This window comes from Paenibacillus aestuarii, from assembly GCF_027789125.1.
Taxonomy (GTDB): Bacteria; Bacillota; Bacilli; order Paenibacillales; family NBRC-103111; genus Paenibacillus_E; species Paenibacillus_E aestuarii.
Window position 1 is genome coordinate 13101 of the sequence record NZ_JAQFVF010000065.1, and the last position, 14242, is coordinate 27342.

Annotated in this window: 14 protein-coding genes; 3 read left to right on the forward strand and 11 right to left on the reverse strand. The window is 49.5% G+C overall.

Annotated elements, in window-relative coordinates; genetic code table 11:
- Positions 1 to 30 precede the first annotated feature (30 nt).
- A complete protein-coding gene (locus O9139_RS23465) occupies positions 31 to 1644 on the reverse strand; it encodes a gamma-glutamyltransferase family protein (protein WP_270884186.1) in 1614 nt (537 codons plus the stop codon).
- Between the two features lie 353 nt (positions 1645 to 1997).
- On the opposite strand from O9139_RS23465, the gene O9139_RS23470 reads away from it, so the two are divergent.
- Complete coding sequence (locus tag O9139_RS23470; RefSeq protein ID WP_270884297.1) at positions 1998 to 3323, forward strand: arsenic transporter; 1326 nt, start codon at positions 1998 to 2000, stop codon at positions 3321 to 3323.
- Positions 3324 to 3348: 25 nt separating this feature from the next.
- Positions 3349 to 4032 (forward strand): DUF2642 domain-containing protein, encoded by a 684-nt coding sequence (locus O9139_RS23475; protein WP_270884187.1) that lies wholly within the window; start codon positions 3349 to 3351, stop codon positions 4030 to 4032.
- A 98-nt stretch (positions 4033 to 4130) separates the two neighbouring features.
- Here O9139_RS23475 and O9139_RS23480 read toward each other — a convergent pair whose 3' ends face one another.
- The 3 genes from O9139_RS23480 to O9139_RS23490 all read right to left on the reverse strand — a co-directional run bounded on the left by O9139_RS23480 (position 4131) and on the right by O9139_RS23490 (position 6465).
- Positions 4131 to 5435 (reverse strand): homocysteine synthase, encoded by a 1305-nt coding sequence (locus O9139_RS23480; protein WP_270884188.1) that lies wholly within the window; start codon positions 5433 to 5435, stop codon positions 4131 to 4133.
- Positions 5436 to 5590: 155 nt separating this feature from the next.
- On the reverse strand, positions 5591 to 6100 hold the full coding sequence (locus O9139_RS23485) for an SRPBCC domain-containing protein (RefSeq protein WP_270884189.1): 510 nt from the start codon (positions 6098 to 6100) through the stop codon (positions 5591 to 5593).
- A gap of 26 nt (positions 6101 to 6126) precedes the next feature.
- Positions 6127 to 6465 carry an ArsR/SmtB family transcription factor gene (locus O9139_RS23490; RefSeq protein ID WP_270884190.1) on the reverse strand — a complete coding sequence of 113 codons (339 nt, stop codon included), beginning with the start codon at positions 6463 to 6465 and terminating at the stop codon, positions 6127 to 6129.
- Positions 6466 to 6835: 370 nt separating this feature from the next.
- Here O9139_RS23490 and O9139_RS23495 point away from each other — a divergent pair, with 370 nt between their 5' ends.
- Positions 6836 to 7276: a methyl-accepting chemotaxis protein gene (locus O9139_RS23495; RefSeq protein WP_270884191.1), complete on the forward strand. Its 441-nt coding sequence runs from the start codon at positions 6836 to 6838 to the stop codon at positions 7274 to 7276.
- Between the two features lie 62 nt (positions 7277 to 7338).
- Here O9139_RS23495 and O9139_RS23500 read toward each other — a convergent pair whose 3' ends face one another.
- From O9139_RS23500 to O9139_RS23530, 7 genes are all read right to left on the reverse strand, one after another.
- Positions 7339 to 7773 (reverse strand): DUF441 domain-containing protein, encoded by a 435-nt coding sequence (locus tag O9139_RS23500; protein ID WP_270884298.1) that lies wholly within the window; start codon positions 7771 to 7773, stop codon positions 7339 to 7341.
- A 67-nt stretch (positions 7774 to 7840) separates the two neighbouring features.
- A complete protein-coding gene (locus O9139_RS23505; protein ID WP_270884192.1) occupies positions 7841 to 8338 on the reverse strand; it encodes a hypothetical protein in 498 nt (165 codons plus the stop codon).
- A 157-nt stretch (positions 8339 to 8495) separates the two neighbouring features.
- Positions 8496 to 8990 (reverse strand): hypothetical protein, encoded by a 495-nt coding sequence (locus tag O9139_RS23510; RefSeq protein WP_270884193.1) that lies wholly within the window; start codon positions 8988 to 8990, stop codon positions 8496 to 8498.
- Positions 8991 to 9102: 112 nt separating this feature from the next.
- Entirely contained in the window at positions 9103 to 9843 is a 741-nt protein-coding gene (locus O9139_RS23515; RefSeq protein WP_270884194.1) for a response regulator transcription factor, read from the reverse strand.
- Positions 9836 to 11677 carry a cache domain-containing sensor histidine kinase gene (locus tag O9139_RS23520; protein WP_270884195.1) on the reverse strand — a complete coding sequence of 614 codons (1842 nt, stop codon included), beginning with the start codon at positions 11675 to 11677 and terminating at the stop codon, positions 9836 to 9838. The genes O9139_RS23515 and O9139_RS23520 overlap by 8 nt, the downstream gene beginning before the upstream one ends.
- Before the next feature lie 87 nt (positions 11678 to 11764).
- The gene (locus O9139_RS23525) at positions 11765 to 12808 is read right to left on the reverse strand and encodes a TRAP transporter substrate-binding protein (protein ID WP_270884196.1); all 1044 of its coding nucleotides are present in this window, start codon (positions 12806 to 12808) and stop codon (positions 11765 to 11767) included.
- Between the two features lie 140 nt (positions 12809 to 12948).
- Entirely contained in the window at positions 12949 to 14232 is a 1284-nt protein-coding gene (locus O9139_RS23530) for a TRAP transporter large permease (RefSeq protein WP_270884299.1), read from the reverse strand.
- Between the last annotated feature and the right edge of the window lie 10 nt (positions 14233 to 14242).

Genomic DNA, 14242 nt, shown 5'->3' on the forward strand with positions numbered 1-14242 from the left:
ATATTATTTTACATATATATAACTACAAAATCACCATGCTGCCACATGACCATCAGCCCGAGGCTCAGTTCCCCCTGCCAGCACACCTGTCTGTGGATCCCGCCAGATCATCTGCCCACGGCCGAACATGCCCGAGTCTAATGCCCGCTGTACCAGATGCCCTTTTCTCGCCAAGGCTTGCGCCATATGATCAGGGAACTGCGGCTCCACCTCAATCATTTTGCCTCTCAGCCAGCGCCAACGCGGAGCGTCCAATGCAGCTTGCGGGTTTAAATGGAAATCGATCGCGTTCATCACCACCTGCACATGTGCTTGCGGTTGGATCGATCCACACATCACTCCAAAAGGGCCCACAGGCTGATTATCCTTCGTTATAAATCCGGGAATAATCGTGTGATAGGTTTTCTTGCCGGGCTCAAGCACATTATCATGCTCGGGATCCATCGAGAATCCTGCTCCCCTGTTTTGCATGCAAATGCCAGTTCCCGGGATGACAACCCCTGCGCCGAAGTCACCGGAATGGCTTTGAATGAACGACACCATGTTCCCATCTCCGTCTGCCGTTGCCAAATAAACCGTCCCGCCCTTCGGCGGCTCGCCCGCCATGGGGAGAAGCGCCTCATCGCCGATGAGCGCCCTTCTCTCTTCTGCATAGCGCTCGGAGAGCAGTTGGTCTACCGTGACCTTCATTTGCCGAGGATCTGTAATGTACTTCAAGCCGTCCACATAGGCCAATTTCACAGCTTCAATCTGCTTGTGGTACGTGGAAAGCGTATCCTTGGCGCCGAAATCCAATCCCTTCAAAATGTTCAGGGCGATAAGAGCAACTAATCCTTGTCCATTCGGGGGCATCTCCCAAATCTCAAAGCCTCGATAGTTCACATGTATGGGATCCGCCCATTCCGTACGGTATGCCGCCAGATCTCCCTTCGTCAGGAATCCTCCATGCTGCCTAAAAAAGGCATCAATCCGCTCAGCAAGCTCCCCACGATAAAAAGACTCCGCCTTCGTGGCTGCAATCTCCCGCAGCGTACGGGCATGATCCGGAGAACGCCACATCTCCCCGGCACCAGGCGTCCGGCCCTGCGGGGCAAAAGTCTCCAGCCACGGTTCAAACAGGCTGCAGCCTAAGGCGCTTATGTTGTCATAACCAAGCTTCCAGTACTTGCTAATCGTCGGCGAAACCGGGAACCCGTTCTCCGCATAATCGATCGCCGGCTGCAGCACCTCGGCTAAGGGCAAGCGGCCGAATCGTTCCGACAGTGCTGCCCATGCTGCTGGCGTGCCGGGTACCGTTACGGGCACCATGCCGTACGTAGGGATTTTCTCATGACCAAGCTGCAGCACCTTCTCGCGCGAGATTGAAGCCGGAGACGGGCCGCTTGCATTAAGGCCATGCAGCTTGCCGTCGACCCACACCAACGCAAAGGAGTCGCCACCGATGCTGTTGGAGTTAGGCTCGACTACCGTCAAGCAAGCTGCCGTGGCAATCGCTGCGTCGATGGCGTTGCCGCCCTGCTTCAAAATATCGAGTCCCGCCTGTGCAGCCAACGGCTGTGTCGTCGCGACCATTCCCTTGCGGGCGTATGTGACCATCCGCTGAGACGGATACGGATTCCATAATGAATCATAGCTCATACTCATACTCGTTATCGTCCCTTCCATCACGTTTAAGCGCTTTCACTTTCTAAATGAAAGCGATTTAATATCAGAAATTCTTTTAATGTTATAGATTATATAACCATTCTCTAGCTTACGATATCCCATGCAGCTACGATAATATCCGAAAAATTGCAATAAGGGCCCAGCTTGATAGGTCATTATATCAGAGTTACTAGTGGAAAATAGTAAAGTTAGGGACTCGGCTAGTCCCCCTCATGTTATATGAACATATAATGCAAATGAAACAATAAGTCATCTATCAAGGGAGGAAGAATAACTAGAAACCTTTAACTCACAAGCTGAAAAGAGGTTGAATTGAATTGTTGCAAGATTTCATGATACCGATCACTATCCTGTCGTTTGTTTGTACGATTACTTTTATTTTTTTGCGTCCTCATGTCAACGAATCGATTCCGGCAACAATCGGCGCCGTCTTTGTCCTTCTTAGCGGAAGTGTTACTTTGTCTGACTTGGGACAAATTACGGAAACCATCGGCGGGGCTGCAGTAACCATTATGGCTACGATTGTGATGGCCATCGTTTTAGAAAGCTTCGGTTTTTTCAACTGGTCCGCTGAGAAGCTTCTGGAACGCGCGCGGGGATCTGGGATACGTCTATTCTGGTACACCAATTTATTTTGCTTTCTAATGACTCTCTTCGTCAATAACGATGGCAGTATCTTAATTACAACCCCTATCTTACTTATGCTTACTCAAAAATTGGGCCTCAAAAACAAGCAAAAAATACCTTATCTATTATCTGGAGCTTTGATAGCAACAGCTTCCAGCGCACCGATCGGAGTTAGTAATATTGTCAATCTCATAGCCTTAAAAATTGTTCATATGGACCTTTACATGCACACGGCTATGATGTTCGTGCCTGCATCCGTCGGCCTTTTATTCCTTACATTCCTTCTATTTATTAGTTTCTATCGGGATCTCCCTCGAAAACTACCAGCCATTCATTTGGGGGCTTTTTATCAAACCCATCCGTTAGAAGACGTATCCTCACCGATTCCGAAAGAGAATCAAGCCAAATTCATGCGCAATATTTTAATCTTTGTTTTCTGTGTTCGCGTCAGCCTGTTTGTGGCTTCTTACATTCAATTCCCTGTTCCATTAATGGCCGTAATAGGTTCGGTGTTCCTGCTAGGATGGCGTTGGTACTATTTGAAAATCAGCCCTGCAGACATGGTTAGAAAAACACCTTGGTATATTCTCTTGTTTGCTTTCAGCATGTACGTGATTATTTATGGGCTGCATAATATCGGATTAACGCAAATGCTTATCCAATTGATGCACCCGCTTGTGTCTGGCAGCTTGCTTCATGCCAGTGTGATGATGGGTATTTTGCTAACGATTTTATCTAACTTATTCAATAATCATCCTGCACTAATGGTAGGGACACTAACCTTGACCAACATGGGACTGGATCCGCTCACTTTGAAAATTTCTTATCTAGCTAGTGTTATTGGCAGTGATATCGGTTCTCTTATTCTACCAATCGGAACACTTGCGACTTTAATGTGGATGCACATCATCAAAAAAGGAAAAGTAAAGCTAAGCTGGGGCCAATACATCAAAATCACATCTGCCGTCATCCCTGCCACACTTATTTTCACCTTAGTCATTCTCGCATTCTGGGTTACTTGGATTTTTTAAATCAGCTATTTTGGAGGTCAATCGTATGTGTGTGCCTCAACAATATGTTGGACAACAAGTCATTGTGGAAATATCGGGAAATAATATCCGCAAAGGGAAATTAATCGATCGTGGTTTGGATATTTTAGTTCTCGCCAACGAACAAAAATTTTATTATATTCCTTTAGTACACGTCCAAAATGTAAAAGTAAATACAGAACCTACTATGGAAACCGATGATAGTTTGGCCGAAACCGAGCAGCCATCAATTGATTATCAGGCGGACAGTCTCTCTTTTCGAAAAATATTAAATCAAGCCAAAGGACGATTTGTAGAGATTTATGTGACCGGCAATAAAACGATCCATGGTTATTTAACGAGCATTATGAATGATTATTTCGTCTTTTATTCTCCTGTCTATAAAGCGATGTTCATCTCCATGAACCATCTCAAATGGTTAATTCCGTATCCGGCTAATGTCACCCCCTATACGCTGGACAATCAATCCCTTCCATTGAGCTTAATTAATGTTACGCTATCCCGAACGTTTGAGGAGCAGTGCAAAAAGCTTGAAGGAAAGCTAGTTGTTTTTGACCTTGGCGATAACACGAATAAAATCGGTTTACTGAACAAAGCGGATCGCAATTTCGTTGAGTTGATCAATGCTGATGGCAACAAAGTGTTCTGGAATCTTCAGCATTTGAAGACCGTATGTACGCCTACAGCATGAAAGTGACGGATGAAATAAAACAACAAAACAGCCTCGCCATTCGAGTCCATTGGACTGCGAACAGCAAGGCTGTTAGCTATGAATTGGCAAGGATGGGATTAACCTTGACTCGCTCGGATAGCTTGTTCAAGATCGTATAAAATGTCATCAATGGCTTCTGTGCCGACAGATAGTCGAATAAGTCCAGGGGTGACACCAGTCGCAAGTTGTTCCTGCTCAGATAACTGTTGATGCGTGGTGCTGGCAGGATGAATAATAAGCGATTTCGAATCTCCGACATTCGCTAGATGAGAGAACAATTTGACGGTGTTGATCACACGCTTGCCCGCTTCCACACCACCTTTAATTTCAAAGGTCAGAATGGCGCCTTGACCTTTGGGCAAGTACTTCTTCGCAAGCCCGTAGGAAGGATGGCTCTCCAGACCAGCGTAGCTGACCCATTCTACATCTTCATGCTGCTCCAAATACTCGGCAACTCGCAGCGCATTCGACGAATGGCGCTCCATCCGCAGGTGAAGCGTTTCCAATCCTTGCAGCAGCAGGAAGGAATTGAAAGGCGAAATTGCAGCGCCCATATCTCTTAACAATTGAACGCGTGCTTTAATAATATAGGCAATCGGGCCAACAGCCTTTGTGTATACAACACCGTGGTAGCTCGGATCTGGAGTCGTCAATCCAGGGAATCTGCCGCTTGCGGCCCAGTCGAACTTGCCGCTGTCCACAATCACACCGCCGATGGAAGTACCATGACCACCGATAAATTTGGTAGCGGAATGCACCACAATGTCCGCTCCATGGGCAATCGGCTTGAGCAGATAAGGGCTAGGGAACGTATTATCAACGATCAGCGGAACGCCATTCTCATGCGCGATTCGCGCAACGGCCTCAACATCCAGAACGTCACCTTTCGGATTACCGATCGTCTCTGCGAAGATCGCCTTCGTTTTGTCCGTAATGGCAGCACGGAAATTTTCCGGGTCGCTCGAATCGACAAAGCGCACGAGAATACCAAGCTTTTTCAGCGTGTGCGCGAACAAATTATATGTACCGCCATACAAGCTTGTTGCCGATACGATTTCGTCGCCTGCTTCAGCAATGTTCAGAATCGCATATGTAATTGCTGCCTGTCCGGATGCTACGCCAAGCGCGCCAATGCCGCCTTCCAGCGCTGCAATCCGCTTCTCAAACACATCGGTCGTCGGATTCATGATGCGGGTATAGATATTGCCAAACTCCTTCAAGCCAAACAGGTTGGCCGCATGCTCAGCATCTCTGAAGCCATAAGATGTTGTTTGATAAATCGGCACAGCGCGCGAGAAGGTTGAAGCGTCTAATTCTTGACCGCCATGCACGGCCAGTGTCTCTTCCAAAAAACGTCTTTCCTCTGAAAATTGATCCGCCATTGATATTCACTCCCCTAAGTCCAGTAATTGTCATACTCTTCCATATTATATCATACTGGAATTCGTCGCAGCCTATTTTTCTCGGGTCAAAATGATAGGATTATATAAAAAGAGAGCGGCTGCCTCTCGGCTGAATCGCTCCCTATTGTTCCTTATTACTTCACCGCTTGCAGATGCTCGTCAAGACGATCCCAAGTCTCCCGGATTCCCTGCTCCATTCCCATCTGTATCACATGTTGAAGCGCCTCAACAGATTCATAGCGGGCGCAGCTGATTAACTTCGTTCGACCCTCATGCTCCAAAAAGGTGATTGTGATATGGCTAGCGGGCATCCCCTCCGCAACATGGCCTTCGGCGTCAGAGAAGTAGTCATCGTAAACAATCTTCTCGGCAACTTCAATCTCCTGGTACAGCGCTTTGCCCCAAGCTTCAAAACCGAAGAAGTCCCCTTGGTTCTCATCAATGCACTTCATGCAGTAATGCCAGACTCCGCCTGGACGAAAGTCCACATTACATACCGTAAGCTCCCAACCGCGGGGACCCCACCAATGTTTCAGATGCTCAGCCTCTGACATCGCTTTGAAAACAAGTTCACGAGGTGCGTCAAATACGCGCTCCAAAATGAATTCCTGACCTTCTACTCTTACAACCATATTCGTCGACATTAAAAATCCTCCTTGAATTTGGTTTTTTAATCTTTGTCCGTCTCTTTGGATTGCAGCTTCTGCAGGTAGTTCTCCAGGTTGTCGAATCGTTCTTCCCAAACGTTGCGATAGGCATCGAGCCAGGAATCGAGTGCCAAAAACGGCGCGGACTGCAGCCGATAGATGCGCCGATTCGCTATTGCTTGCACTTCGACGAGCCCAGCTTCGCTGAGTACACGGAGATGCTTCGAAGTTTGCGGTTGGAGAAGGTCCAGCCGTTCGGCAATTTCTCCGACAGTCAAGGGACCGCTGCGCAAAAGTTCAATAATATGAAGTCGGTTGGGCTCAGCAAGCGCACTCAGTGTTGTTATGAGGTTCGTGCCCATTATTTACCTGTTCTCCTTTTGATTCAAATATACCCCATTCCGAATATTCCTGTCAAGGAATATTCGGAGTGAAATGACGATCCCCCTAACGATCGATCTCATCGATTGATTCAATCGATATTATCAGCTTTCTATATGGATGTGGTCATTATATAATAGGTTCCACTTACCGGCAATCAGCGTGCCTCAGACTGCAGCCCAAAACCGAACCACAGCCTAAAGAAGTGTATATGCATGAAAATCGCTGTCATACAGCATTCTCCCTATCGAAGATCTCCGCCACAGCGCAGAAGATTTTTCAGGGCCGGGGCGATGATTACGATGCGCTGATAGACCGACCAGGGGCGATCAACAACGATCCGGAAGCACAGTGATCATAGAGATCGCAGCTCAAACGAAGCTGCTCGCTCTTAATGCGGCCATTGAAGCGGCCCGGGCCGGGGAGCGTGGCAGCGGATTTGCCTTGGTGGCAAGTGAAGTGCGCAAGCTGACAGAGCAGTCAGGGCAATCCGCAGCGCAAATATCGCAACTGATCCAAAGCATTCAAGCGGGAACAAGACAAACGGTGCAGATTATGAAGGATAGCTCGAGTGAAGTCGCCGAGGGGATTCTTGCCATTCATCAGGCGGCAGATGTCCGCCGGGTCGGAGATCGAGGTCATTTCAGGGATAGCAGCCTCATCGTCGTCCGGTATGCAGCATGTGCGCGGGTTCGCCAAGGATCAGAAGTCAGCGATCGAGGAGACTACCCGCTCCACCGCTTTGCTGTCCACGATGTCCGAAGCCTTCAACGACTCGGTCCGCATGTTTAAAGTATAGCCGTCTTACACGACAAAAAAGGGACAGCCTTGCGGCTGCCCCTTTTTTTGCGCGCTTACTTGCCGATAACCAGCGATAAAATTCCGGCAGCGATCAACGGTCCGACCGGCACGCCTTTGAGAAAGGCTACACCGATGATCGTACCAATCACAAGGCTTGTCACGATCGTCGGGTTGCTGGACATCAAGTGCGCCCCACGTCCGCCTAAATACGCGACCAACACGCCTATAACGACAGCGGCGAGCGATTTCCAATTCAGAAAGGACTGATACAGCTCGTTAACACTGATCGAACCACTGGCTAGCGGCGCGAGGATGCCAATCGTCAGGATGATGATGCCAAGCGAAAGTCCGTTCTTCTCAATCCACGGGAAGGCTTGCTGCAAATTCACGACCCGAATCAGCAACAGCACAACGGCAGCGATCGTAATTGAATTATTACGGCTGATGACGCCAAGCAAAGCCAGCAGGATCAGCATCAGGGAAGGCATATCTAGCTGTGGCAACCCGCAAACCTCCTTCTCACTCGATAGAGAACAAAATATGCAATAATCAATCTTACCGTTTTATTTGGCTAATGTCCATATTTTGGATATCCATCTTCACTAAACCCAGCTTTAGCTCTGGACTGTACAATTTGTATGCTTTCAGAAAAGCCTTCAGACTGCGGCCCCCGCTTAATTGCACAGCTACAACCTGATTTTCCTTGGTAAACACCAACATGGTCGGTTTATAGGACGGTATTCGCCCAACAAACAGGATGACCTCCGTAACCGTCCCCGAAACAAAGCGATTTGGGAGCTTTTGTGGAGGTGTCAGCGGGATTCTGATCGCGATCCCATCGCTCGGCTCAATTCGCAATGAGCCCGCAAAACCGACAGCGGACGCTAGCAGCTCTTTCGCCTGCTTTTGCAGAGCGTTGGAATTCGGAATGCTGCGCACGACTTCGCCCTTTTGGATATCAAACACTTCCGCCCCTTCCGAAGCGCTAATGGATTCCGGTGTGAATAGACTGATTAGCGCCAAGACAATACTCAATTGAATAATTTTAACCACAGTGGTTACCTCCGCCACAGACAAGTTTTAAGTTTTAGAGGTAATATTCCCTTATTCCGCTGTGTAAACTCAAAAAAAACACAAATAGCGGAAGCATCTCTTCCGCTATCCGCTGTACAATGCCACGCCGGCCGTTCATAAGGCGCAGCCTCATCTTTTACCCCCGTACCTTAAGCAAGTCGTTTACTTTAGCTTTCATGGAAGACACCGTTGTCTTCTTATACTGTAGTCCTAGCAGCAGCACTTTAATTTGCTGGCTTCGGGATAATCGTCTAAACCGAGGCTCCTGCTTCAAAAACGCATGCATAATGGCCCAAGTGCTCGGGGTCAAGCGGTTTAGCTTAATGTGCGGAACTTCATAGGGCAATTTGCGCCTACGCAGCTGATCCATCAACGTGCCCAATTTCGTTGAAAGTTTACTTTCATCCACAAGACATGGTGCAGCTGTTTTTTTCGTATGCTTTTGCAGGTAATCTAAATGTTGGTGCCCGCTGACCACGATGTAACCGCCGTCTTTTTTGCTTTTCCGCACAACGAGCAAATGCATGCAATCCTGGGCAGCTTTGCGGAGTTCTCTGATCCGCTGCGTAATTTTGTCGGAATATCCAGGCTTAATCTTGTTAAGAGGTATATATTGCACGGTATATTTCATTCGGCAAACATCCTCCTTCTTGGTTGTAATTAATTGTAGTGTATGCCCTGCAAGGCGAATGCAACACTTCATCTAAACAAAAAAGAAGCAGCTGCATAAGGCAAGCCGCTTCCTATTCGCGTTCTGTTAATACTTTTCTAAACTCTGAAGGGGTGCGTTGTTTAATACGCTTGAACGTATTGCTGAAGTAAGCTACATCGGCATAACCGAGCCGATCGGCAATCTCTGAAATGCGCAGCGACGTATGCTGCAATAACCGCTCCGCCTCATTCATGCGGGCATGCAGCACGTAGTCGACGAATGTCTGATTCATCCGCTGCTTGAACAATTGGCTCAAATAGCTCGGGTTCAAATGAACCGCAGCAGCCGCATCGGTTAGCGTGATCTCGCCAGGCAACCGCTCGCGAATAAGCGTAAGGACCCGCTCCACCGGCGTCAACTCCTGCACGTCCTTCACAGCCGGCTTGGCTTGCTTCCGTTCCCCCACGTTCTCTATCCATTTGTTCAGGCAGGCCGTCATTTCCGCAATCTCCACCGGCTTCAACATGTAGTCGAACACGCCGAGACGCAGCCCCTGCTGAACGTACTTGAAATCATCGTGGCCGCTGACCAGAATGACTGAAACCGGCGCTTGGCGTTCGCGAAGCTGGGAGAGAAAGGTCAGACCGTCCATCACGGGCATACGAATGTCCGTCAGCACGAGATCCGCATCTTGCTCCTGCAGCCAATCCATGGCCTCCAAGCCGTTCTGGCATTCCCCCGTCACTTGAAAAGGAAGCCCCGTTCGCTCAATCGTCCGCTTCACGGCCGTTCGCACCCAACGCTCATCCTCCACCAGCATGACCTTATACAACGTTCGTCCTCCTCTCTTCAGTCTGAGCGGTTAATGGCAACCGAATCTGCACGATGGCACCTTGCTCTACCGTACTGTCGATCGTAATGCCGTAGCTCTCCCCATACAAATATTGGATGCGCCGATGCACATTCACAATGCCGATGCTGGGGCCGCCATCCATAATATACTTCTCGCGCAAGCTATGGCGGATTTCATAGAGCCGTTCCAGCGGAATCCCCATTCCGGTATCCTTCACCTGTACGACGAGCGTCTGGTCGTCGTCTTCAAAGGCGGAAATGACGATTCTCGTGATGCCCAGCGCCGGTTCGATTCCATGCACGATGCAGTTCTCGACAAGCGGCTGCAAGGAAAATCGGACGATCTGCTGATGAAGCGCCCATTCCGGGACATCCAGCTCATACACCAGCTTATCTTCAAAGCGGAAGCTCTGAATTTGCAAATAAACCTCCGCATAATACAGCTCTTCTCGCAGCGAAACCGTCTGCGATGTTTGTTTCAGGTTGTAGCGCAGCAACCGTGCCAGGGCACCGGCAATATCCGAGATCGCGTCTACTGATTGCTCAAGCGCCATTCCCCGGATCGTGTCCAACGAATTATATAAAAAATGCGGATTCATCTGCGATTGCAGCGCCTTGAGTTCAATCTCCCGCTGACGCAGCGCGAGCTCCGTCTCCCTTAACTTGGAGAAATAAACTTCATCCAGCAAGCTGCGCAGCCGCACAACCATCCGATTAAAACTGTGCGTCAGCAAGCCGATCTCATCCTTCGATTCGACCTCAACCGAGCCTGTGAAATCTCCGGCCTCCACACGTCTTGTATAACGGGCCAGCCGCTTCACGGGACGAATGATGCTGCTCCCTAAGCCGATTCCGAGCAAGGTGGCGGCGAACAACGTAATGCATACTGTGAGAAAAATCGTATGCCTAATATAAGCCGTTCCCTGCAGCAGCTCTGCGTAAGGGATAGAAGTCACGAGCGTCCAGCCGAGAAAAGACGAATGCGCATACGTCAGCAGCCGCTTCTCACCGGCGGCCGTCACGAAAGACCCGCTATCATCGCTTGTCAGGATATTCGGCAAATTTTCAAATTCCGCCGGCATCCCCAGGAAGCTGTAATTAGGGTGATACACATAACGCCCTTCGGAATCGAGAATGTACAGATATCCTGTCCGCCCGATCGTCACCTTCTCGGCGATTTCTTGAAACCGCTTATAATTCACGTCGATGATAATCATCCCGATCGGCTGCAGGGTCAGCGGGCTGACAAGCCGCCTGGCGATAGATATCACTTGTTCTTTGCGGTCATCGATCATGATCATCCGCGTAAATATTTTTGGCTCATACCCACGTGGTACTGCAGCGTACCAATATTCCAGCTGCGGGTCGCTCGTTCGGGCCGCATTCAGGCTGCTCCATACGTCGAAGGTCTGAATATGCTCAAGCACCACAGTAATATTGGAAATATCGGAGCGCGAATAAGCCGCCTGCCGCAGCACTTGCCTCACATCATCCTGGATGCCGCTGCGCGCCAGCTCCTCTTTGGAGCTGATCTTCGTTAAAGCGTTCATCACGGGATCATTAATGATTTTCAAAATGCTGATCTCAAAATCATTCACATAATACCCTACGTGCGTATTCACCTGTTCAATGATCTGCCAGCTGTACTGCTTGGCCTCGTTCTCCAACACTTCTGCTGAACGGATGTAGGATACCAGACCGATGAAGCACATTGGCACGACCACAAGTAATCCGGCATAAAAGAGAAGCTTGCTCGTCAGCGGAAGGTCGCGCAGCAATATCGTTCTCAGGATGCCTCGACCTATCGATTCCAATTTCCTCAGAATACCCGTTCCCCCTGTCCGCTATTACACAAAAGGGGGCGCCTGCTTGCGGGCCCCCCTACTACTTCAATTTTATGCTTATTTCCGCGCCTTGTCGATAGCATCCAACACATCTTTATATTCGGCGCGATACTTGTCGATGGTCGGTTTCACAGCATCCTGCCAAGGCTTCACGTCCTTCACTTCCGTAATCGTCACGCCGGCGGCACGAATTTTCTCTTCCGATTTCTTCTCGAATTTCTTCCACTCGTCGCGTTGATACTGCACGGATTCCTGAGCGGCCTGCTTCACAATCTTCTTATCCTCATCCGAGAGCTTGTCGAAAGCGACCTTGCTCATCATCAGCACTTCCGGCACGCGCTGGTGGCCGTCGAGAATCATATTTTTGGCAACGGTATAATGGTTCGATGTATCGTAGCTCGGCCAGTTGTTCTCCGCCGCATCGATGACCCCGGTTTGCAAGGAACTGAACACATCGCCGTAAGGCATTGGCGTTGCGCTCGCGCCCAGCGCCGAGATCAGGTCGATGTTGATTTTGTTTTGGATTACGCGAATTTTTTGGCCTTTCAGATCGCTGATCTGTGTAATCGGCTTGCGGCTGTAGAAATGGCGCGCTCCTGAGTCATAGTAAGCAAGACCGGCGAACCGCGATGCAGATAAGCTGTCGAGCAGCTTATTGCCTTCCGCGCTGTTCAGGAACTTCCACTCATGCTCCTCGTTATCGAAAATGTACGGGAGGCTGAAGACGCCCATCGCTTTGCTGAAGTCCGCCACAACGCCGGTGCTGACCCGCGTAAACTCGATCGCTCCGAGTTGAACCTGCTCCACGACCGCTTTTTCTTCACCTAGCTGCGAAGAGGGGAACACGTCGATTTTGATCCTGCCGTTGGACTTCTGGTTAACCAACTCGGCAAACTTCTTATCCCCGAGTACCGTCGGATAATCAGGAGGATGTGTATCCGCCAGACGCATCGTTAACGTAGGCTTTTTATCCTCCGGTTTGGCAGCGCCTGTGGATCCCTGGCTATTGCCGCCGGCAGCCGGCTGGCTGCTACAGCCTGTGAGAATGGAACCAGTAAGCAGTAAAGCGACAACGGAACCTGTGACCAATTTCTTTTTCATGTTATTCGCCCCTTTATGGATCAATTTGTTTCATTATTAAATTCGCTTCATTCATCAGCTGTCGTAATTCAGTATAATTGCAAGCGCATTCATTTCATATGTGAGTGATTTTATATCTTTTTGTAATTATTTTAGTTGCTTTATTTCCCATTAATGAGATGCGGGAGCCAGAGCGAGATGCTCGGTATATAAGTGATCAACATCAACACCAGACACATCGCGATAAAAAACGGCCATGACGCTTTCGTCGCCTGATCGACGGTTACCCTTCCTATGGCGCAGCCGACGAACAACACCGTCCCGACCGGCGGTGTAATCAGCCCGATGCCGCAGTTCAAAATCAGAATGATACCGAAGTGTACGGGATCAACCCCCAACGAAGTGACGACAGGCAGCAGAATCGGGGTCATGATCAAAATCATCGGCGCCATATCCATCGGAAAGCCGAGAAGCAGTAACAAAATATTGATCAGCAGCAGAATGACCAGCGGATTACTCGAAATATTCAGGAACAGGTCGGTGACCATCGCTGGAATTTTGAGGTAGGCGAGAATCCAGCCGAACGCGTCCGAAGCTGCAATTAAGAACAGCACCATCGCCACTGTACGGAACGTGCGCTTCAGTATCGTGTAAAAACCGCGCAGCGGGACGTCTCTGTAAACGAAAAAGGTCAGGATAAACGCGTAGGCGCACGCCATCGCACCGGACTCTGTTGCCGTGAACCAACCGCTCAGGATGCCTCCAAGAATGATAACCCCTGTCAGCAAGGAAAGGAAGCCGTCACGGACAATTTTGGGCACATCGGCCCATTTGACAGGTTCACCTTTGGCGTAACCGCGCTTGACGGCGATGAAATACGAAACTCCCATCAGTGTGAACAATAGGCACAGTCCCGGCACGATCCCGCCCAAAAACAGACTGGAGATCGAGACGCCGCCCGCAGCGATAGAATAGAGCACCAGATTATGGCTCGGCGGCACCACAACCCCTTGAATCGAAGCGGATGTTGTAACCGCAACAGCGTAGTCGGCGTCGTAGCCTTTTTTCTTCATCACCGGGATTAGCACCGAACCGATCGAAGATACGTCAGCTACTGCGGAACCCGAAATGTTGCCAAAAAACATGCAGGCCACGCAGTTCACCATCGCCAGACCGCCTCTCACTGCGCCGACAAAGAGCTGGGCAAAGTTGACAAGGCGGACAGCCATTCCCCCGGCGCTCATAATCTGCCCGGCCAGGATAAAAAACGGAATCGTCAATAACGGGAACGAGTTAATGCCCTGAATCATCCGCTGACCGACGACGACCCATGGAATGTCAAGGTACATCAGCGTGATGAGCGTGGAACCGGCCAGCGTGATCGAGATCGGAAAGCGCAGTACGATCAGCACGATGAAGCTGACGAGAAGAATCGTGATAGCCATAGCGTTCATG

What these genes read in the sequence shown, in the direction of transcription:
- O9139_RS23465 (WP_270884186.1), bottom strand. Translation starts at nt 1,644, where the DNA reads ATGAGTATGAGCTATGATTCATTATGGAATCCGTATCCGTCTCAGCGG.
- O9139_RS23470 (WP_270884297.1), top strand. Translation starts at nt 1,998, where the DNA reads ATGATACCGATCACTATCCTGTCGTTTGTTTGTACGATTACTTTTATT.
- O9139_RS23475 (WP_270884187.1), top strand. Translation starts at nt 3,349, where the DNA reads ATGTGTGTGCCTCAACAATATGTTGGACAACAAGTCATTGTGGAAATA.
- O9139_RS23480 (WP_270884188.1), bottom strand. Translation starts at nt 5,435, where the DNA reads ATGGCGGATCAATTTTCAGAGGAAAGACGTTTTTTGGAAGAGACACTG.
- O9139_RS23485 (WP_270884189.1), bottom strand. Translation starts at nt 6,100, where the DNA reads ATGTCGACGAATATGGTTGTAAGAGTAGAAGGTCAGGAATTCATTTTG.
- O9139_RS23490 (WP_270884190.1), bottom strand. Translation starts at nt 6,465, where the DNA reads ATGGGCACGAACCTCATAACAACACTGAGTGCGCTTGCTGAGCCCAAC.
- O9139_RS23500 (WP_270884298.1), bottom strand. Translation starts at nt 7,773, where the DNA reads ATGCCTTCCCTGATGCTGATCCTGCTGGCTTTGCTTGGCGTCATCAGC.
- O9139_RS23510 (WP_270884193.1), bottom strand. Translation starts at nt 8,990, where the DNA reads ATGAAATATACCGTGCAATATATACCTCTTAACAAGATTAAGCCTGGA.
- O9139_RS23525 (WP_270884196.1), bottom strand. Translation starts at nt 12,808, where the DNA reads ATGAAAAAGAAATTGGTCACAGGTTCCGTTGTCGCTTTACTGCTTACT.
- O9139_RS23530 (WP_270884299.1), bottom strand. Translation starts at nt 14,232, where the DNA reads ATGGCTATCACGATTCTTCTCGTCAGCTTCATCGTGCTGATCGTACTG.